This is a genomic window from Pseudomonas fluorescens, assembly GCF_003732425.1.
GTDB lineage: Bacteria > Pseudomonadota > Gammaproteobacteria > Pseudomonadales > Pseudomonadaceae > Aquipseudomonas > Aquipseudomonas fluorescens_BE.
Genome location: NZ_MOBX01000014.1, coordinates 12903 through 30952, shown reverse-complemented (window position 1 = coordinate 30952; position 18050 = coordinate 12903). Strand labels below are relative to the sequence as shown.

General features: G+C 59.0%; 13 protein-coding genes. 2 read left to right on the top strand and 11 right to left on the bottom strand.

What is annotated here, in order from left to right; genetic code table 11:
* Positions 1-8 precede the first annotated feature (8 nt).
* The 4 genes from BK670_RS17190 to BK670_RS17175 form a co-directional block, all read right to left on the bottom strand.
* Complete coding sequence (locus tag BK670_RS17190; RefSeq protein ID WP_123451450.1) at positions 9-3086, bottom strand: MexW/MexI family multidrug efflux RND transporter permease subunit; 3078 nt, start codon at positions 3084-3086, stop codon at positions 9-11.
* Positions 3083-4183, bottom strand: coding sequence for an efflux RND transporter periplasmic adaptor subunit (locus BK670_RS17185; protein WP_123451448.1), 1101 nt, complete (start codon positions 4181-4183; stop codon positions 3083-3085). Before BK670_RS17185 ends, BK670_RS17190 begins: the two co-directional genes overlap by 4 nt.
* Positions 4184-4317: 134 nt before the next feature.
* The gene (locus BK670_RS17180; RefSeq protein WP_123451446.1) at positions 4318-5475 is read right to left on the bottom strand and encodes an acyl-CoA dehydrogenase family protein; all 1158 of its coding nucleotides are present in this window, start codon (positions 5473-5475) and stop codon (positions 4318-4320) included.
* Positions 5476-5700: 225 nt separating this feature from the next.
* A complete protein-coding gene (locus BK670_RS17175) occupies positions 5701-6576 on the bottom strand; it encodes an NAD(P)-dependent oxidoreductase (protein ID WP_123451444.1) in 876 nt (291 codons plus the stop codon).
* Between the two features lie 154 nt (positions 6577-6730).
* Between BK670_RS17175 and BK670_RS17170 the strand changes: the two genes are divergently transcribed.
* The gene (locus BK670_RS17170; protein ID WP_123451442.1) at positions 6731-7876 is read left to right on the top strand and encodes an LLM class flavin-dependent oxidoreductase; all 1146 of its coding nucleotides are present in this window, start codon (positions 6731-6733) and stop codon (positions 7874-7876) included.
* Positions 7877-7941: 65 nt separating this feature from the next.
* Here the strand turns inward: BK670_RS17170 and rfbA are convergent, their stop codons facing one another.
* The 5 genes from rfbA to BK670_RS17145 all read right to left on the bottom strand — a co-directional run bounded on the left by rfbA (position 7942) and on the right by BK670_RS17145 (position 14494).
* Positions 7942-8865, bottom strand: coding sequence for a glucose-1-phosphate thymidylyltransferase RfbA (rfbA, locus tag BK670_RS17165; RefSeq protein WP_123451440.1), 924 nt, complete (start codon positions 8863-8865; stop codon positions 7942-7944).
* 63 nt (positions 8866-8928) lie between these two features.
* Entirely contained in the window at positions 8929-10011 is a 1083-nt protein-coding gene (gene rfbB / locus BK670_RS17160) for a dTDP-glucose 4,6-dehydratase (RefSeq protein WP_123451438.1), read from the bottom strand.
* A gap of 64 nt (positions 10012-10075) precedes the next feature.
* Positions 10076-12253, bottom strand: a complete 2178-nt coding sequence (locus BK670_RS17155) for a prenyltransferase/squalene oxidase repeat-containing protein (protein WP_123451436.1) — start codon at positions 12251-12253, stop codon at positions 10076-10078.
* A gap of 22 nt (positions 12254-12275) precedes the next feature.
* The gene (locus BK670_RS17150) at positions 12276-13484 is read right to left on the bottom strand and encodes a glycosyltransferase family 28 protein (protein ID WP_259697574.1); all 1209 of its coding nucleotides are present in this window, start codon (positions 13482-13484) and stop codon (positions 12276-12278) included.
* Positions 13485-13522: 38 nt separating this feature from the next.
* Entirely contained in the window at positions 13523-14494 is a 972-nt protein-coding gene (locus tag BK670_RS17145) for an acyltransferase (RefSeq protein WP_123451432.1), read from the bottom strand.
* Positions 14495-15063: 569 nt separating this feature from the next.
* Between BK670_RS17145 and BK670_RS17140 the strand changes: the two genes are divergently transcribed.
* Positions 15064-15408 carry a cupin domain-containing protein gene (locus BK670_RS17140; protein ID WP_123451429.1) on the top strand — a complete coding sequence of 115 codons (345 nt, stop codon included), beginning with the start codon at positions 15064-15066 and terminating at the stop codon, positions 15406-15408.
* Between the two features lie 210 nt (positions 15409-15618).
* Here BK670_RS17140 and mmsB read toward each other — a convergent pair whose 3' ends face one another.
* Together mmsB and BK670_RS17125 are read right to left on the bottom strand one after the other, a co-directional pair.
* Positions 15619-16506: a 3-hydroxyisobutyrate dehydrogenase gene (gene mmsB / locus BK670_RS17130; RefSeq protein WP_123451427.1), complete on the bottom strand. Its 888-nt coding sequence runs from the start codon at positions 16504-16506 to the stop codon at positions 15619-15621.
* A gap of 10 nt (positions 16507-16516) precedes the next feature.
* On the bottom strand, positions 16517-18043 hold the full coding sequence (locus tag BK670_RS17125; protein WP_123451425.1) for a CoA-acylating methylmalonate-semialdehyde dehydrogenase: 1527 nt from the start codon (positions 18041-18043) through the stop codon (positions 16517-16519).
* Between the last annotated feature and the right edge of the window lie 7 nt (positions 18044-18050).

The window sequence follows — 18050 nt, the reverse complement described above, 5'->3', positions numbered from 1 at the left end:
AAACGTCCTCACAGGGTAGGTAGCGGCGCACTGGCCAACGCGGCTTCAGTGGTGCGGGTCGGCTGCTTGATCGAACTCAGCAGGGTGTAGACCGACGGCAGAATGAACAGGGTGAACAACGTACCGATGAGCATTCCCACCACAATCACCAGGCCCAGGCCGAAACGGCTGTTGGCGCCGGCACCACTGGCGAACAACAACGGCGCCAGCCCGACCACCATCGCCGCGGTGGTCATCAGAATCGGCCGCAGGCGCACTTGTGCGGCATGCTGAATGGCTTGCACACGATCCATGCCTTGCTGACGCTGCAGCTCGTTGGCGAAGGCAACCATCAGAATCCCGTGCTTGCTGATCAGGCCGATCAGCGTGATCAAACCGATCTGCGTGTAAATGTTCATCGAGGTCATGCCCAGCGCCAGTGGCACCAGAGCGCCACAGATCGACAGCGGGACGCTGATCAGGATGATGAACGGATCGCGGAAGCTCTCGTATTGCACGCTCAGCACCAGATAAATAATCACCAGGGCCAGGCCGAAGGTGAACGCCAGGCTGTTGCCTTCCTGCACGTATTGGCGCGCGTCAGACTGCCAGTCGAAACTGAAGCCGGCCGGGAAATTTTCCGATTGTTTTTGCAGGAAACCCACGGCATCACCCAGGGTCACGCCCGGTGCCGGAATGGCCTGGAACGTGGCGGAGTTCTGTTGGTTGAACTGGGTCAGGCGGTTCGGCTCGACCTTGACGCTGAGGGTCGCCAGTGTCGACAACGGCACCGGGTTGCCTTTCTGGTCTTTGACGTAATACAGCTTCAGGGTTTCCGGGGTCAGTCGGTCCGAAGAGATTGACTGGGGAATCACGTCGTACGAGCGCCCGTGAAAGGAGAACCGGTTGACGTACTTCTCACCGATCAAACTGTTCAGCGTCTCGCCGATGTCCTGCATGCGAATGCCCAATGCGTTGGCCTTGGCGCGATCAACCTGGATTTCCACCACGGGATTGTTGAAGTCCAGATCACTGTCGACCACCGCGAACAGACCACTGGCCTGGGCCGCCTGCTTGAGCTGATCCATCACGTTGAATAGCGCCAGATACTCCTGATCACTGCGGATCACCATCTGCACCGGCAAACCGCCGGTGGACCCCGGCAGCGGTGGCATCTGGAACACGAAAATGCTGGTGCCTTCGATCTGGTTCACCCGAGCCTGCAGATCCGGCTGGATCGTATTGGCGTCGCGCCCACGTTTTTCCCAGTCCACCAGGTTGATCCCGCCGACGCTGTTCGACAGACCGTCAGTACCGTTCGCCACCCAGTTGCTGTAACCCTCGGGAATTTCGTTAAAGGTTTCGTAGAGCTTGTGCGCGTAGGCTTCGAGGTAGTTCAGGTTCGCGTGCTGCGGCGCCTTGATCGCCGTCAGCAGAATATTCTGGTCTTCCAGCGGCGCCAGTTCGGTCTGCGCGGAGCGATACAGAAACGGCAGGCTGAAGAAGATCACCAGCGCCACGCTCAGACTGATCCAGCGCCGCGCCAGCGAACCACCCAGCAACGCGCCGTAACGACGGGCCAGGCTCTGGAAGAAGCGATCGGCCTTGACCGCCATGAAGCCTTCGCTGGTTTTGGCATCCAGCAAGCGGGTACTCATGATCGGCGACAAGGTCAGCGCGACGATGCCGGAAATCACCACAGCGCCGGCCAGGGTCAGCGCGAATTCCTTGAACAGCGTACCGGTCAGGCCGCCCATCAAACCGATCGGGGCATACACCGCCGCCAGCGTGAACGTCATCGCCACTACCGGTCCGGCCACTTCCCGTGCGCCGATCAGCGCCGCGTCGAACGGGCTCTTGCCCTCTTCGATGTGACGGTGCACGTTTTCCACCACCACGATGGCGTCGTCCACCACTAGCCCGATGGCCAGCACCATGGCGAGCAACGTCAGCAGATTGAGGCTGAAACCGAACATCTGCATCAGCATCGCCGCGCCGAGCATCGACAATGGAATCGTCACCAGCGGAATCAATACCGTGCGGAATGTGCCCAGGCAGAGGTAGATCACCAGCACCACAATCACCAGCGCTTCGAGCAGTGTGTAAGACACCTCATCGATCGACGATTGAATGAAGTGCGCCACTTCGAAAGGAATCTGCACAGTCACGCCCGGTGGCAGGGTTTCCTGAATCTGCGGCAGCAACTCGCGTACCCGCTTGACGATCACCAGCGGGTTACCGGTGGGGGCTGCGTCCAGACCGAGGAACAGCGCGGGAACATCACTCATTGCGCCGCTGGTGTCGGTGGATGCCGCATTCAGTTCGACCGTACCGACATCACGCACTCGAATGATGTGACCGTTATCGTTGCGCAGCACCATGTCGCGGAAGTCTTCCACGCTGTTCAGGTCGGTGTTGACGCGCAGATTGCTGACCACATACAAGCCTTTGACCTGGCCTGGCGCCGCCTGGAAGTTGTTGCCCTCGATGGCCGTGGAAACGTCCTGTCCGGTCATGCCGTAGCCAGCCAGGCGTTGCGGGTCGAGCCACAAGCGCATGGAGAGTTTCTGCTCGCCCATGATGTTGATCTTGGCCACGCCTTCGATGCCGGCGAACATCGGCTCAACGACGCGGGAAATGTAGTCCGACATCTCTGGAATGGTCAGGTTGGAACTGGCGAATGCCACGTAAGCCACGCTGGTGAAACCACCGGACGTGCGCTCCACTACAGGGTCGTAGGCATCCTTGGGCAAGCGATACTTGATCTGGTTGACCTTGGCCATGACCTCGGTCAGCGCTGCGATGGAATCGCTGTTGAGCGCCATCCGGATCGTCACCTGGCTGCGGCCCTGGGTCGAAGCCGAAGACAGGTAGTCGATACCCTCGACCGAGGCCACCGCCTGACTGATCGGCTGTGTGACGAAGCCTTGCATCAGTTCGGAAGAGGCACCCGGGTATTGAGTCGTGACCGTGATGGTCGACGTTTCCAGCATCGGATACTGGCGGATCGGCAGGTTCATCAGCGCACGGACGCCGAACAACAGGATCAGCGTGCTGACCACCACGGCCAGCACCGGCCGGCGAAGAAAGAGGTCGGTGAAATTCATTTTTCCAGCCCGCTGAGTTTGAGAGCAATCGTGTCTGGAATACCTTCCACGGCTACGCCGTCATGCAATTTCAATTGACCCGATGTCACCACCTGCACACCGTCGCTCAAGCCTTTGTCGACCACCGCCCAGCCATCGCGACGCTCGCCGACCTTGATGCTTTCACGCTTGACCTTCTGGACACCGGCTTCGTCGGTGTAGACCGAGAACACACTCTCGCCATACGCGTTGTAGGTAATGGCAGTTTCCGGGATCAGCAATTCGGCGGTTTGCGGCAACGTCACCGAGACCCGCGCATACATGCCGGGACGCAGCAATTTTTTCGTATCGGTAATGACCGCTTGCACATTGATGGTGTGAGACTGGTTGATCTGCGGATCGACCGCGACGATCTTTCCGGCAAATTTGACGTCCGCCCAGGCATCAACCTTGGCCTGCACCGTCTGACCCAGTTGCACCCGCGAACCATCGCGTTCGGCCAGGGTGAAATTGACCCGCAGCACGCCTGGATCCGTCAAAGTTGCGACCGCGCTGCCCGCTTGCAGGTATTGCCCAAGGTGCGCCTGGCGAATACCGAGAGTGCCGGCGAACGGCGCACGGATATGACGCTGGGCGATCTGCGCCTGCATCCGCTCCATGTCACCTTTCGCCGCGTCGTATTGAGCGCGGGCGCTGTCGAAGGCTCGACGGCTTTCCGCACCGGTTTTGGCCAGTTCCTGGACCCGGCTGAATTGAGCCTTGGCCGATTCGTACTCGCCCTTCAGGCGTACCAGCTCGCCCTGTTCCGGCGCGTCATTGAGCTTGAGCAGTACCTGCCCTGCCGCCACTTGATCGCCAGACTCGAAATCGATGTCTACCACCTTGCCACTGACTTCGGCCGAGACCAGCACCTGACGCTGCGCTTCCAGTTTGCCGATCGCTTCCAGGTAGTAGGTGTAGGGTTGTTTTTTGGCCACGGCCAGACCGACCCGGGTACTCGGGATGCGTTGCTCGGCGGCGGCCTCCGGTGGCGACCAGAAGCGCCAGCCCAGTACCGCGGAAAAGATCAGTACAACTAGAATAAAAACAATCGACTTAATGATATTTCGGGCAAGCATATGGCACTCCCTTGACTCTTTATTGCGAGCACAAAAGTTCAGTTATTAAGAAATAAAGGGTGTTACATAAAACAGGCGCGTCAAATATCCCTGTGGCAATTCACGTTTAACGCGCCTGATTTATTAATTAACGGTCAGGCCGCCGCCAGCGCGTTGGTCTTATCCAGATAATATTTACCGATACCATGCAAGTTCAAAGGCGACAAAGTGAAGTGCTTTGAACCGGTATGAATATCGCGGAAGCAACGCTCCAGAAAGTGCGACTTGTAAACGGCTTTGGAGCCAGCCATCGAAAAGATCTGATTGACCGCGTTCACCGAGTTTTCGGTGAGTACCGAGGCCGCTAGCCCCACTCGGGCGCTGACGGGTTCACCGATGGTTTCACCGCGATTGATCACTTGGTGTATCGCATCTTCGAGCAGCAGCTGGGCGGTGTGCACCGAAGAGATTGCCCGACCGGTTTTCTCGAAAATCACGCCCTCAAGACCTGGGTCGGCATTGACGGCGCGATCGTTGCGAAAGTGATCGACTGCTGCCCGGGCCACGCCCAGCACGGTGGACATTGCCGCCAGCGTACCGAACTCATAGTAACCGGTGGCGTAGGCACGAGAGCTGCGCGCTTCAGGAGATTGCTTCAGGGTTTCGGTATTCAGGGAGAAGGCCTTGTTGACCAGCACCTGCGAGCATTCGAAGTGATGACTGCCAGTGCCACGCATGCCAAGGGTGTCCCAGGTCGGCAGGATTTTGCATTGGCTGGCGGGCACAAAGAACATCCGCACTTCAGGCGTGGTGTTGTTTTCCGTGCCTTTGACGGTCGCGGTGCAGACCAGCCAGTCGGCATGCGCCGAACCGCTGGCAAACGCCCAACGGCCGCTGAGCAGGTAATCGTCACCCATTGGCAGCGCTTCGCCACCGGAGTGAATCGCGCCGATCACAAAACCGTCGCAGTGGTTGTAGATCGCTTCAGAAGTGCTTTCCGGCAAGTAGTCGGAGAGTCGGCCCATAGCCACTTGTACCGCCAGTTGCCATGACAGCGACGCATCGTGACGGGCAAATTCCAGCAACAGCGCGGACGTGGTCTGGATGTCGACCTGCGATCCACCGAACGCCTTGGACACCGAAGTACGGCCAAATCCATCCTTGAAAAACCGAGCCATCACATCCTTGTGAGTCGCGTTTGTCTGCTCGCTGTAATCTCTGTGCTGAACAATCAACGGGTTCAGTGCGCGCACTTTCTCAAGCCATTCACTGGATTCGGTGGGAAGGCTGTTCCATTGCATTAGATTCTTCATAACGGCTCCTTGCTATTATTTATTAAAGGGTCAGCAGATGAAAAAACAGTCAGAACTTTTATTGTTGTTAAACCCCGGCAAAAATGTACGTCTACAGTCGTACATTGACAAGCGTTATTATCAGACTTCTTTTATTTTTCAATAAAAGTAAACCCATTGTCCGACAAAACTGAAAACGCCAGACGACCTCCGAACTTCTAGGGAAGTTACGGCCTGCCAATCCATTTAATTTTGACCGGCGCGCCGGTCACTGACCTCCGAGAGCGAGGCCCAATCCTGGTCCGCCTGACCATGGGCCATGCCATCGAGCAAATTGTCCTTCAGCACACTGGCAAACGGCAGTGGCACCCGCGCCGCTTCGCCGGCCTCCAGCGCCAGACGAACATCCTTGAGCCCCAGCGACAGCTTGAACCCGGCAGGTTCGAAATGTCGGTCGACCATCAGTTTTCCGTAGCCCTGATAGACCGGAACCGCGAACAGCGTCGAGGTGATCATCTCGATGAAATCCGCGCGGCTGATCCCGTAACCGTTGGCCAGCGTAGATGCCTCGGCGGTGGACTCAATCGCCGCCGCGATCATCAGGTTGGCCGACAGCTTGGCCACGCAGGCGCGCTCCGCGTCCTCACCGAATGGCCAGGTCTTGCGTCCCAGCACGTCGAACAGTGGCTGGACGCGCGCCAGCGCTTCGGCAGCCCCGGAAGCGAGGATATTCAGGTTGCCTGCCGCCGCGACATCAACCCGCCCCAGCACCGGCGCCGACACATAACCCACACCGCGCGCCTTGTGCAGGGCAGCCATTTCCCGGGCCAGGGCGACGGACACCGTAGACATGTTGACGTGAACGCTGCCAGGCGCCAGGCCGTCCATGGCCCCGGCGTCCAGAAACACAGCACGAATCGCCGCATCGTCACCCAGCATCGAAATCAGCACCTCGGCGCTGGCTGCGAGTGCCGGCGTATCGACCGCTTCGGCACCGGCATTGACCAACGCCTGCAACGGTGCCGCCGAGCGGTTCCAGACGCGCACCCGATGTCCGGCCTTCAGCAGGTTCAGCACCATCGGTGCCCCCATCGTGCCCACCCCGATAAATCCCAGTTCCATGTCGCGCTCCCGTCTTGATGAGGTCTTCGAAATCCATTCGAGCGATGATCACAATTGCGATTGTACGTGTACAGGCGTACATTTCAAGTACCTCGAAGATTTAACCTTCGCGGCAGGGTTTCAAACACACCTTTACCCAAGGCAAGGAGGCTTTATGCAATTCGGGATCTACACCGTTGGCGACGTCACACAAGACCCTACCAACGCCCGTACCCCCAGCGAATCGGAACGCATCCAGGCGACCCTGCAGATTGCGCAGAAAGCCGAAGACATCGGGCTGGATGTGTTCGCCACCGGCGAGCATCACAATCCCCCGTTCATCACCTCCTCCCCCACGACACTGCTGGCCTATATCGCAGCGAAAACCCGACGGATCATTCTTTCGACGTCCACGACCCTCATCAGCACCAACGATCCAGTGCGCCTGGCCGAAGAGTATTCGCTGCTGCAAAACCTCTGCGGCGGGCGCATGGACTTGATGCTCGGCCGCGGAAACACCGCACCGGTCTATCCTTGGTTCGGCAAAAGCATCACCGACGGACTGCCGCTGGCAATGGAGAACTACCGCCTGCTGCACCGGCTCTGGCGCGAAGAAGATCTCAACTGGAGCGGGCGCTTTCGCACACCACTGAAAAACTTCACGTCCATCCCGCGCCCACTGGATGACCTGCCGCCCTTCGTCTGGCATGGCTCGATCCGCACCCCGGAAATCGCCGAACAAGCGGCCTATTACGGCGACGGCTTTTTCGCCAGCCATATTCTTTGGCCGCGTGAGCATTTCATGGAACTGGTCAAATTCTACCGCGCGCGTTTTGCTCATTACGGCCACGGCACTCCGGAACAAGCCATCGTCGGTCTCGGCGGACACATTTTCATGCGCCGTAACTCTCAGGATGCGCGCCGCGAATTCCGTCCCTACTTCGACAACGCCCCGGTGTATGGCCACGGGCCTTCTCTGGAAGAGTTCATGGAAATGACCCCGCTGGCGGTAGGCAGCCCACAGGAAATCATCGACAAGACGCTGACCTTTCGCGAGTACTTCGGCGACTACCAGCGCCAGCTTTTCCTGTTCGACCATGGCGGCATTCCACTGAAAACGGTGCTGGAGCAACTCGATATGTTCGGCAAAGAAGTGCTGCCGGTATTGCGCGAGGAAACCCGCAAGCGGCGCTCGCCTCTGGCCGCCGAAGCACCGACCCACGCCAATCGGCTGGCACGTCTGCAATCCTTGCAAACGCCACCCGCCGACTCGCGCCCGGACGCCAGAGTCCCACAATCTGACAGCGTAACCGGCCACTGACACCGGTGAATGCGAGCTTGCTTTCGAAGGTCTGCAAGCTCGCTGCCCATGACGTGCAGATGCACTCAAGCCGCGCCCTTGAGCGAACGCTGAGCGTCCATCACCGTCAGCACATCGTCGTTGATCAGGCGCGCCAGATACTGACCGTAGCCGGTCTTGCTCATGCGGCCCGCGAGCGCCAGCAACTGCGCGTCATCGATCCAGCCTTTCTTGTAGGCAATCTCTTCGAGGCAGGCGATTTTCAGGCCCTGACGCTTCTCGATGGCCTGTACGAAATTGCCGGCCTCCATCAACGCGTCGTGGGTTCCCGTGTCCAGCCAGGCCATGCCCCGCCCCATCACCGAGACATTCAATTGCCCGCGTTGCAGGTAGACATTGTTGACATCGGTAATCTCCAGCTCGCCGCGCGGCGACGGCTTGATATCGGCGGCAATGCGCAGCACTTCGTTGTCGTAGAAGTACAGGCCGGTGACGGCGAAGTTGGACTTCGGCTCGCTCGGCTTTTCGCAGATGCTCAGGGCTTTGCCGCTGGCGTCGAACTCCACCACACCGAAGCGCTCGGGGTCGGCCACGTAGTAGCCGAAAACGGTGGCTCCCTCATCGCGGGCGGCGGCCTGCAACAGCGTTTCGCCAAAACCGGCACCGTAGAAAATGTTGTCCCCGAGAACGAGACAGACATTGTCGTCACCGACGAATTCGCGACCGATGATGAACGCCTGGGCCAGACCGTCCGGGCTGGGTTGCACGGCATAACTCAGACTCAGGCCCAATTGGCTGCCGTCACCGAGCATGCGCTGAAAGCCCGGCAGATCTTCCGGGGTGGAGATGATCAGAATCTCGCGAATCTCGGCCAGCATCAGCACTGAAAGCGGGTAGTAGATCATCGGTTTGTCATACACCGGCAGCGACTGTTTGGAGACGCCCAGCGTGATGGGATGCAACCGCGAGCCAGCGCCGCCCGCCAACAGAATTCCCTTGTACTTGGCCATGCCTGTTTCCTTCTAAGCAATAGATGACTGACGCCGACAGGCGTCGTTGAACGGGGGTTGATTTCAGGCCACGCGGGCCGCTTGCAGGTGATCGCCCAGACGCTCCAGGGCATAGGCACCGGACATCACGCGCATCCACCAAGCGCGATTGTCGAGGTACCAGTCGACGGTTTTTTTCATGCCGCTTTCGAACGTTTCCTGCGGCGTCCAGCCCAGCTGTGCATGAATCTTCGTGGCATCCACGGCATAGCGCTTGTCGTGGCCCGGGCGATCCTTGACGAAGGTGATCAGGTCGCGGAAATGCTCGACGCCGACCGGCTTCTGCGCACCCCGCGACTCCAGCAGATCGCACAGGGTGTGCACCACCTCAAGGTTGGTCTTCTCGTTGTGGCCACCGATGTTGTAGGTCTGTCCGACCTCACCGCGACTGACCACCGCATACAGCGCCCGGGCATGATCTTCGACAAACAGCCAGTCGCGAATCTGCGCGCCGTCGCCGTACACCGGCAGCGGTTTGCCTTGCAACGCGTTGAGAATCACGTGCGGAATGAGTTTTTCCGGGAAGTGATACGGCCCGTAATTGTTCGAGCAATTGCTCATCACCACCGGCAGGCCAAAGGTGCGGTGCCAGGCCCGCACAAGATGATCGGAACCGGCCTTGGTCGCCGAATACGGCGAACTGGGCGCATAGGCAGTCGTTTCGGTGAACGCCGGATCCTCAGGCTCCAGGTCACCGTAAACTTCGTCAGTAGAAATATGATGGAAGCGGAACGCCTGCTGACACTCAGCGTCCAGGCGATTCCAATAACCACGCGCCGCTTCAAGCAAGGTGTAGGTGCCAACAATGTTGGTTTCGATGAAGGCCTGAGGGCCGTCGATCGAGCGATCCACATGGGATTCGGCCGCCAGATGCATCACGGCATCCGGCTGCAGACGCGCGAAGATTTCGTCCAGCGCCGGCTTGTCGCAAATATCCACCTGACAGAACCGATAACGCGGCGAGTCCGCCACATCAGCCAGCGACTCCAGATTGCCGGCGTAGGTCAACTTGTCGACATTGATCACTTCGCAGTCGGTCTCGTTGATCAGAAACCGCACCACTGCCGAGCCGATAAAGCCCGCTCCCCCTGTCACTAAAATGTTCATCAGCGCCTCCCCTGGCAAAATGATGATTCACGGTCCTGCGATGCTGCCCGCCTGCAACGGCGGATCAGTTCAGCAATGCCACCCAGTATTGCGACAGCCCTTGCTCGAGAATCAGCAGCGTCTGAATGCAGACGAAGCTTTCGTCGGTGGTGGCCGAGGTCGAGTTGAGCGGGCCGAAACCACCATCCTGTTTTTGGTGGGACGCGATCCAGTCCTTCGACGCTTGCAAGTAGGCCGGCTGAGCGTCGAGCAAGTACATCGCCGCGATCGCCATGTACGTGCCGACCAGACTGACCGCTTTGCCCGGCCGATAGTGGAACGAACCGTTTGCCAGTTGCAGGCTCTGCAACCACTCCACAGTCTGCCGTGCGTCGACGATGCGCCGGTTGAGAATGAACAGCGTGGACACCACGCGGTACACCGAAAACGCGTCCGGCGGATAACCCGGCTTGTTGCCGAATCCGCCTTCGGCCGAACGGCAACGCAAGGCAAACGCCATCACGCCTTGCTCATCCGGGGCCTTGGCGTTCAGCGCGTGCAACGACAGGACGGCGAGGTTGGTGTGCCAGATATCGGAGCCGAAACCTGCCACGTCGCCGAACCCGCCATCGGCGTTCTGACACGCTTGCAGGTAGCGCACACAAGCGTCGACATCGCCAGGCAAAGCGCCCAGCACGCGCAGCGACAACACCGCACAGTACGTGGCGAATACATCGCTCAGGTGCCCCGGTTGTTCGGCAAACCCGCCATCGATATTTTGCGCGGCCAGGATGCAATCAATCAGGTTCGCCTTGTTCTCGATCTGCAGGCCCAGGGCATGCAGATCGGAGATCACATGCAGGCCGGAAAACACCTGCCAGGTCTTGTCGGCGCGAAAGCCCAGCGGCGTGGTTTCGGCAGTCAGCCCGTAAGGGGTCTGATTCGATGCACGGGCCTTGGCCAGCCACCCCAGATAGCGTTGCAGGTCGACATTGATAGCCGGCACGCCGCGCGGATGAATGTCCTGCACGTCGCCCCCGCCATCAATCACCTCCAACTCGCGGTTCACCCGCTCGGCACCGTCATGCGGCGGCGTAGCGGTTACTGGCGCAACGAACTGCAAGGCGTGTGCGGCAGCAAGTTGGGTTTTCAGACTCTTCAAGTGCAGCGGCAAGTACGTCAGATTGCCGATGCTGAAGATCCCCGGCTGACGCGGCGGTGCCCAGAACTGACGAATGAACGGTACCGTCGGGTCATCGGGCGTCGACCAGAAATAGCCTTTCCCCATGAACAGCCCGCCGTTGCAGGTGTCGTGAAACTCCAGCAACGCCGCCGTCACGGACGCCTGATCACTGGCGCTTGCGCTCGTCGGCAGCGCCTGGATTGCCTGTAACAGCAACGCCGCGTCATACGCCGTCTTGATCGGGAATGGCGATTGGTGATGCTTGTAAGAGGTGTGCCAGTCGCAGCGCACCTTGCCGTTGATGCCGACCCGATCCCAATAGCCGCCGTAGGCCGGATCGCGGAACAGAGCCAGGGTCTGCAACAAGAACGAGCGGGCCAGATTCGACAGCGCGTTGTCGTCGCGCACGGCGGCCAGACGCGCCAGCACCAGGCTGACTTGAGCGCGCACCGCGCATCGGCTTAACACCACATCGACACAGGATTCGCTATCGCTGCCGGCCACACGCGCAATCAGATTCTCCGCATGCACCTGCAAATGGCCGGTAAGACCCAGGCCCAGAGGCTCGTGACCGATACGCGCCAGCAGTGCCGTGGCGCTGATATCCAGATCAATCGACGTCGCCAGTTCCAGTGGCGTCGACCAGTCACTGCTGTACATACCGGCAACACTGGACCTGGCGTAGAGCGCTTCCACCTGCTCGAGCAGGGCGGCAACCACCGCCCGGTTCGTTGCGTCCTCAGGCACCCGGCGCTGATAGGCAATCAATGCCGCCAGCGCATCGAGTTGCACCGCCAGCGTTCGGCAACGACCCGACCCATGGGGCGTCCAGTAGCGATCAGCGAGTTCGTGAAAACCCGCATTCGTTGCATCGTGCAAACGCATCAGCCCGGCATGGGCAAAACGCAGTTGTGCATCATCGCTGTGTTCGGCGTGATAAAGCGTTGCGTCGATTTGATCCTGCAACTGTTTGTCGCTGGATATCGCGACTTGCCCGCTGGTATCGGTGATGGCAAAAAAACCACCGAACTCGAGATCCTTGAGACCTTGATCAAATAGAAACTGCGGATGCAGCGCCATGGTGAATCCCTCTTCCTTGAGGTTAAGCCGCTTTGCTTTCGGTCAACGGCACAACAGCGCCATTGCACAATTGGATGATGTGCTGTGCTGCGCGAGCCGCGCCTTCGCCGTCGGGTGCAGCCACCTGTTGGTGCGCTGCGTAATACGCCGGCGCCTGGCGATCTTTTTCCAGCTCGCTTTGCACCAGCTCGACAAGACGATCGCGATCGTGGCCCAGGTGAGTCGGGAAGCCGAGCAGTTCCAGGCGACGCAAGGCTTCAAGTTCGTGGTACTCGGACTTCGATGACAGCACGAACAGGGTCGGCACCTGCAATGCGGCAATTTCCGTGACGGTGATCCAGCCCGGTGCCGAAATCAGCAGATCGGCTTCGCGCAACAGGCCCATCCAGTCCGGATAGTAAGGTACGCAGACCACACCCTCCTGGGCCTGGATATCCTGACGACCCAACAGCACCAGTTTGAGCTGCGGATTGCGCTCGCGCAGGATTCTGAAGCTGTCCAGATAAGCGGCGAGCAACGCATCCTTGTTTTGCGCAAACATCGTGGTGCCGCTGATGGACGCGACAATGAACGGCGAATCGCCAAGATTCAGTTGCTCACGGACGTTCAAACCGCTGTGCGCATTGAAGTCGCGAATCATCGGCCCGACAAAGTGTGCCTTGCCGCTGCTCAGCGCTTCGGCGACAGGCGTGCCTTGATCGAGAGAGGCCACATAGGGCTTGTCGGTCAACACCAGTTGGCTCTGATTGATCATCCAGTTGAACTGGCTGTGCAGGGCGGTACGGGCACGCGCCATTTCCAGTGCGTTGACCTCGAAGCCACCGTCCGCCAGGTCATGGTCTTGCAACTGGCACAGGGTAAAGTCATAGCGCTCGGTGACAAATACCAGCGGTGTACCGCTGAAAATCGCCGCAAGGCAGGCGGCCATGTTGTAGTCGGAAACCAGTACAGCGGGTTTGTATTCTGCGATCAACGCCAGGTAAGAGAGAATTCGCTCGCCCGACAAAAAGGTGTTGGCGATATACCCGCCAATATAATTGGCCCAGTCCAGCTCTTTCGACAAGTTGCTCTTTTTCGAGTAATCAACCAAACGACCGGCGATATCCACCACCTCGACACCGGACTGTTCGAACAGCGGCGTAAAGGTCGGCTGCAAAGAAGCCAGTGCCACGGTCAGGGGCATATCAGGAGTTTGCTTTTTGATCGCCTGAGCGATGGAAAGCGCGCGCATGTTATGACCTGAACCCGTCGGATTAGGGGCAAATAAAATCATTCTTGAATCTCCATTAGTTGAACAACGCCATGAACCACAGTGTTTTCCAATACATCCCTTATAACCACTGAGTGAGGTTTTATAACTGCACCGTCACCGACATTCAGTGGACCAACCAAGAGCGCGCCCTCACCAATGACGCAACGACTTCCAATCCGCACGGGCGCCTCTTCCCAAGGCAGCGAGCGGAAAGAATGATCGTGGGTTGAAGCAACAATCGTGACGTTCGCCGCCAACTCGCTGAACTCACCGATCGACACGCCCCCCGCGGCTTCGATAACCACGCCTTCGCTGAGTCGAACACCCGTGCCGAGTTCAATGCCACCGAGTTGCGACATACCGCCCTGACGAGTGCTGCGGCCAATCAGAATGCAATCGCGGGCGATTTCCGCCGAGGCACCACCGCGCAACTCGGCATCGATCAAGGCTGCGTCGCTGATGTCCCATGTCGCGGTGTCGGGGTTGATCGATTTAAGCCTGGATACCGATTGCGTTGACCGATCCAGCATCGAAGGCAAGCCCGAACGGGCTCTTTCACGGACCTTCGCCAAGACCTGCTCAGGACTCGGACGACCATCCTCGACCACCGAGCGAAACCCGATGAAGCGAGCCGGACGACCGACCATGATGGCATCGGCCGGCACATCTGCGGTCACCAGCGCTCCCGCTGCGATCACAGCGCCAGCACCAATGCTGACACCCGCACTCACGCTAGCCCTGGCACCCAGCCAGACATTTTCGGCAATCCTGATCGGGGCCTGTGCGGTGCCCGTGCATTGCACACCCGTGGCCAACATGCTGGATTTGCCGATCTCGGCAAACTGCACATCACAGCGAAAACCAATGAAACAGTCATCAGCCACCTGGACAGATTGCAAACGAGTACCGGCACGCACCCACACCTGTCGGCCAAGCACAGTGCAACTGTCAACTGTCGTAGAAACTTCAATTACATTTACGTCGTCCACAATCTAGCCTCATTCCATGATGCCGGGCACAAGTGATTTGATGAGCACGGATATCCCGCGCACGCAGTCAATAAATGCAAATTCTTTAATGAACGCTTTATTTAAACTTTTCTCTCGAAGCACGCATGACATTGCGTCTGCGCAACTTATTAACTGACTGTTCCATTCAATTGTCGTTTTTCACTAACGACAGACGAAAGTTGACGCTCGCGCCAAAAATTGGCGAAGTCAGTAGTTTGTGCGAGAAAAAGCGAATTCAAGTCTGTCCGTGACTCAGGTGTAACTCCATCAGAGGGGAATGTCCTTTAGTACGAATGTTATAGTACAGACGATTTTCTTTTGCAATAGGTGTCCGAACGGTTATCTCGTTTTAGTCTAAAAATTTATTGAACTTTTATGGGGCACGACAGTATTAATTCCGTCATATACGCACAGCAGTGGTGCAAATCTCGATAGCGCAAGGACAGTTGACCATCGCTTACAGGCATCCGGAGGTCGACCCTAGACATCTTGCGCGCCCCTTCAGACGCTACGGTGGCGATTCAAACCGTCATTTGTCTGGAGCCATCATGCCCGCCCCTATCACCGTTCTACGCGACACCCACCCACTGCCGGTACTCGATGCCTGCAAATGGGAAAAACTCGAAGGCGACCCGCACACCGTCAACCTCAATGCCTACACCAGCGAAGACGGCAGCAAGATCATGGGCACGTGGATCTGCACCCCGGGCAAATGGCGCGTGGAATACGTGAAGTGGGAGTACTGCCATTTCCAGGAAGGCTACTGCGTGATCACCCCGGACGGCATGTCGCCGATTCACCTGCGCGCCGGCGATATTTTCGTGGTAGAGCCAGGGATGAAAGGCACGTGGGAGGTGGTAGAAACCGTGCGCAAGTATTTCGTGTTTGCCTGAAGCAAAAAAGCCGGAAGATCACTTGTGGCGAGGGAGCTTGCTCCCGCTCGGCTGTGAAGCAGACGTAACTTCAACAAATGCGGTTTTCTGAGGGAACCGCATTTGCCGGGTTTAGGTCTGCTGCGCAGGCCAGCGGGAGCAAGCTCCCTCGCCACAAAAAACGCCTTCACCACAAAAACTCAAGTGAGCCCAGGCTCACGGGCTCTCCGGTTATTGCGGTTTGCGATAGCTGTTGATGATCGCCGAGAAGTCTTTGCCGCCGTCGCCGCGCTGGCTCATCGCCTGATACAACTGCTGCGCCACCGCGCCGAGTACCACCGGTTGGTGCGCCTGACGTGCCGCTTCGGTCGCCAGCCCCAGATCCTTGAGCATCAGTTCCGCGCCAAACCCGCCGGTGTAACCGCGCGAGGCCGGTGCTGTTTCGACGATACCCGGCCACGGGTTGTACATCTCCGAACTCCAGCAACGCCCGGTCGAGCTGTTGATGATCCCGGCCAGCACCGAGGTGTCGATGCCCAACGCATCGCCCAGTGCCATCGCCTCGCTGACGCCGACCATGGAAATCGCCAACAGCAGGTTGTTGCAGATCTTGGCGATCTGCCCGGTGCCGACTTCGCCGCAATGGACGATGTTGCGGCCCATCTGCGCCAGTACCGGTTGCAGAGTGGCGAACAGTTCCGGAGAAGCGCCGACCATGAAGGTCAGCGTGCCGGCAGTGGCGCCACCCGTACCACCGGACACCGGCGCATCGGCCATGGCCACACCCTGTTTCGCCGCAGCGACGGCAACATCGCGGGCCGTCTGTGGATCGATGGTGCTGCAATCCACCGCTGGCACACCTTGGCGAATGCCAGCCAACACTCCATCCTCACCGAGCCAGACGCTGCGCACATGCACCGCCGCCGGGAGCATGGTGATCACCAGTTCGGCATCTTCTGCTGCTTCACGTGCCGAAGCACGAATGCTGCCGCCCAGTTGCTCAAGTTCCGCCAGCACGGTTTTGTTCAGGTCGACCAGGTTCAGCGAGTGGCCGGCCTTGATCAGGTTGCGCGCCATCGGTGCGCCCATGTTGCCCAGACCGATAAATGCGATTTTCATGGTCGATTCCTCAGCGCAGGTTGATGGTGGTGTTGACGCCGTCGTTGACGCTGTCGTCATCGAACCAGCGCGCCGTGACCGTTTTGGTCTGCGTGTAGAACTGCACCACTTGTTTGCCATACGGGCCGAGGTCGCCGAGTTTCGAACCGCGCGAACCGGTGAAGCTGAAAAACGGCACCGGCACTGGAATCGGAATGTTGATGCCGACTTGACCCACATCGATTTCCGTCTGGAATTTACGCGCCGCCGCACCGCTCTGGGTGAACAGGCCGGTGCCGTTGCCGAACGGATTGGCGTTGACCAGCGCAATCGCCTGATCGAGGGTGTCGACTTCCAGCACCACCAGCACCGGGCCGAAGATTTCCTGGGTATAAATCTGCATGTCGGTGGTCACGCCCGAGAACAGGGTCGGGCCGACAAAGTTGCCTTGCTCGTAGCCCGGTACCTTGATGTCGCGACCGTCCAGTTCCAGTTTGGCGCCTTCCTTGATGCCGCTTTCGATCAGGTCGAGAATGCGTGCCTTGGCTTTCTTCGAAATCACCGGACCGACATCGGTGCCCGGTTCGTTACCGGCGTTGACGGTGAGTTTCTGCGCCAGCGCTTTCAGGTCCGGCAGCCATTGTTTCGCCGCACCGACCAACACCACCACCGAGGTGGCCATGCAACGCTGCCCGGCGGCACCAAACCCGGCGCCGACCAGCGCATTCAGCGCTTGCTCACGATTGGCATCTGGCAGCACTACGGCGTGGTTCTTGGCGCCCATCATCGATTGCACGCGCTTGCCGTGTTTACCAGCCAAGTCGTAAACGTGAGTGCCCACTGCGGTCGAACCGACGAACGACACCGCTTTGATGTCCTTGTGCGTGCACAGGCCATCGACCACGTCTTTACCGCCGTGAACCACGTTCAGCACACCGGCCGGAACACCGGCCTCGATCGCCAACTCAACCAACAGCATGGTCGACAGCGGATCCTGCTCTGAAGGCTTCAAGACGAAGGTGTTGCCGCAAGCGATGGCCATCGGGAACATCCACAGCGGAATCATCGCCGGGAAGTTGAACGGGGTGATGCCGGCGCACACGCCGATCGGCTGACGCAAGGTGTAGGTATCGACGCCGCCGGCGACGTTCTCGGCGAATTCGCCCATTTGCAGGGTTCCGATGGAGCAGGCGTGCTCGACCACTTCCAGGCCACGGAAGATGTCGCCCTCGGCGTCGGCAATGGTTTTGCCCTGCTCGGCGCTCAGGACGACGGCGATGCGTTTGGAGTGTTCGCGGATCAGCGCTTGCAGCTTGAGCATGATGCGCATGCGCGCGCCGATCGGGGTCAGTTTCCAGGTCTGGAAAGCGCGCTGGGCGGCGCTGACGGCGGCATCGACTTCAGCGGCGGTGGCAAACGGGACTTTGGCCAGCACTTGCTGGGTCGCCGGGTTGACGATGTCGTGCCACTCGGTGGTCTGTGACTCGACCCATTCGCCGTCGATCAACAGTTTGACCTTTTGCAGTGTGGTGTCGTTGGGCGTAAGCGATGCGTTCATGCTGGTC

Bases quoted from the DNA above. Each gene is read 5' to 3' on its own strand.
- BK670_RS17190 (WP_123451450.1), bottom strand. From the start codon at position 3,086: ATGAATTTCACCGACCTCTTTCTTCGCCGGCCGGTGCTGGCCGTGGTG.
- BK670_RS17185 (WP_123451448.1), bottom strand. From the start codon at position 4,183: ATGCTTGCCCGAAATATCATTAAGTCGATTGTTTTTATTCTAGTTGTA.
- BK670_RS17180 (WP_123451446.1), bottom strand. From the start codon at position 5,475: ATGAAGAATCTAATGCAATGGAACAGCCTTCCCACCGAATCCAGTGAA.
- BK670_RS17175 (WP_123451444.1), bottom strand. From the start codon at position 6,576: ATGGAACTGGGATTTATCGGGGTGGGCACGATGGGGGCACCGATGGTG.
- BK670_RS17170 (WP_123451442.1), top strand. From the start codon at position 6,731: ATGCAATTCGGGATCTACACCGTTGGCGACGTCACACAAGACCCTACC.
- rfbA (WP_123451440.1), bottom strand. From the start codon at position 8,865: ATGGCCAAGTACAAGGGAATTCTGTTGGCGGGCGGCGCTGGCTCGCGG.
- rfbB (WP_123451438.1), bottom strand. From the start codon at position 10,011: ATGAACATTTTAGTGACAGGGGGAGCGGGCTTTATCGGCTCGGCAGTG.
- BK670_RS17155 (WP_123451436.1), bottom strand. From the start codon at position 12,253: ATGGCGCTGCATCCGCAGTTTCTATTTGATCAAGGTCTCAAGGATCTC.
- BK670_RS17150 (WP_259697574.1), bottom strand. From the start codon at position 13,484: ATGCGCGCGCTTTCCATCGCTCAGGCGATCAAAAAGCAAACTCCTGAT.
- BK670_RS17140 (WP_123451429.1), top strand. From the start codon at position 15,064: ATGCCCGCCCCTATCACCGTTCTACGCGACACCCACCCACTGCCGGTA.
- mmsB (WP_123451427.1), bottom strand. From the start codon at position 16,506: ATGAAAATCGCATTTATCGGTCTGGGCAACATGGGCGCACCGATGGCG.
- BK670_RS17125 (WP_123451425.1), bottom strand. From the start codon at position 18,043: ATGAACGCATCGCTTACGCCCAACGACACCACACTGCAAAAGGTCAAA.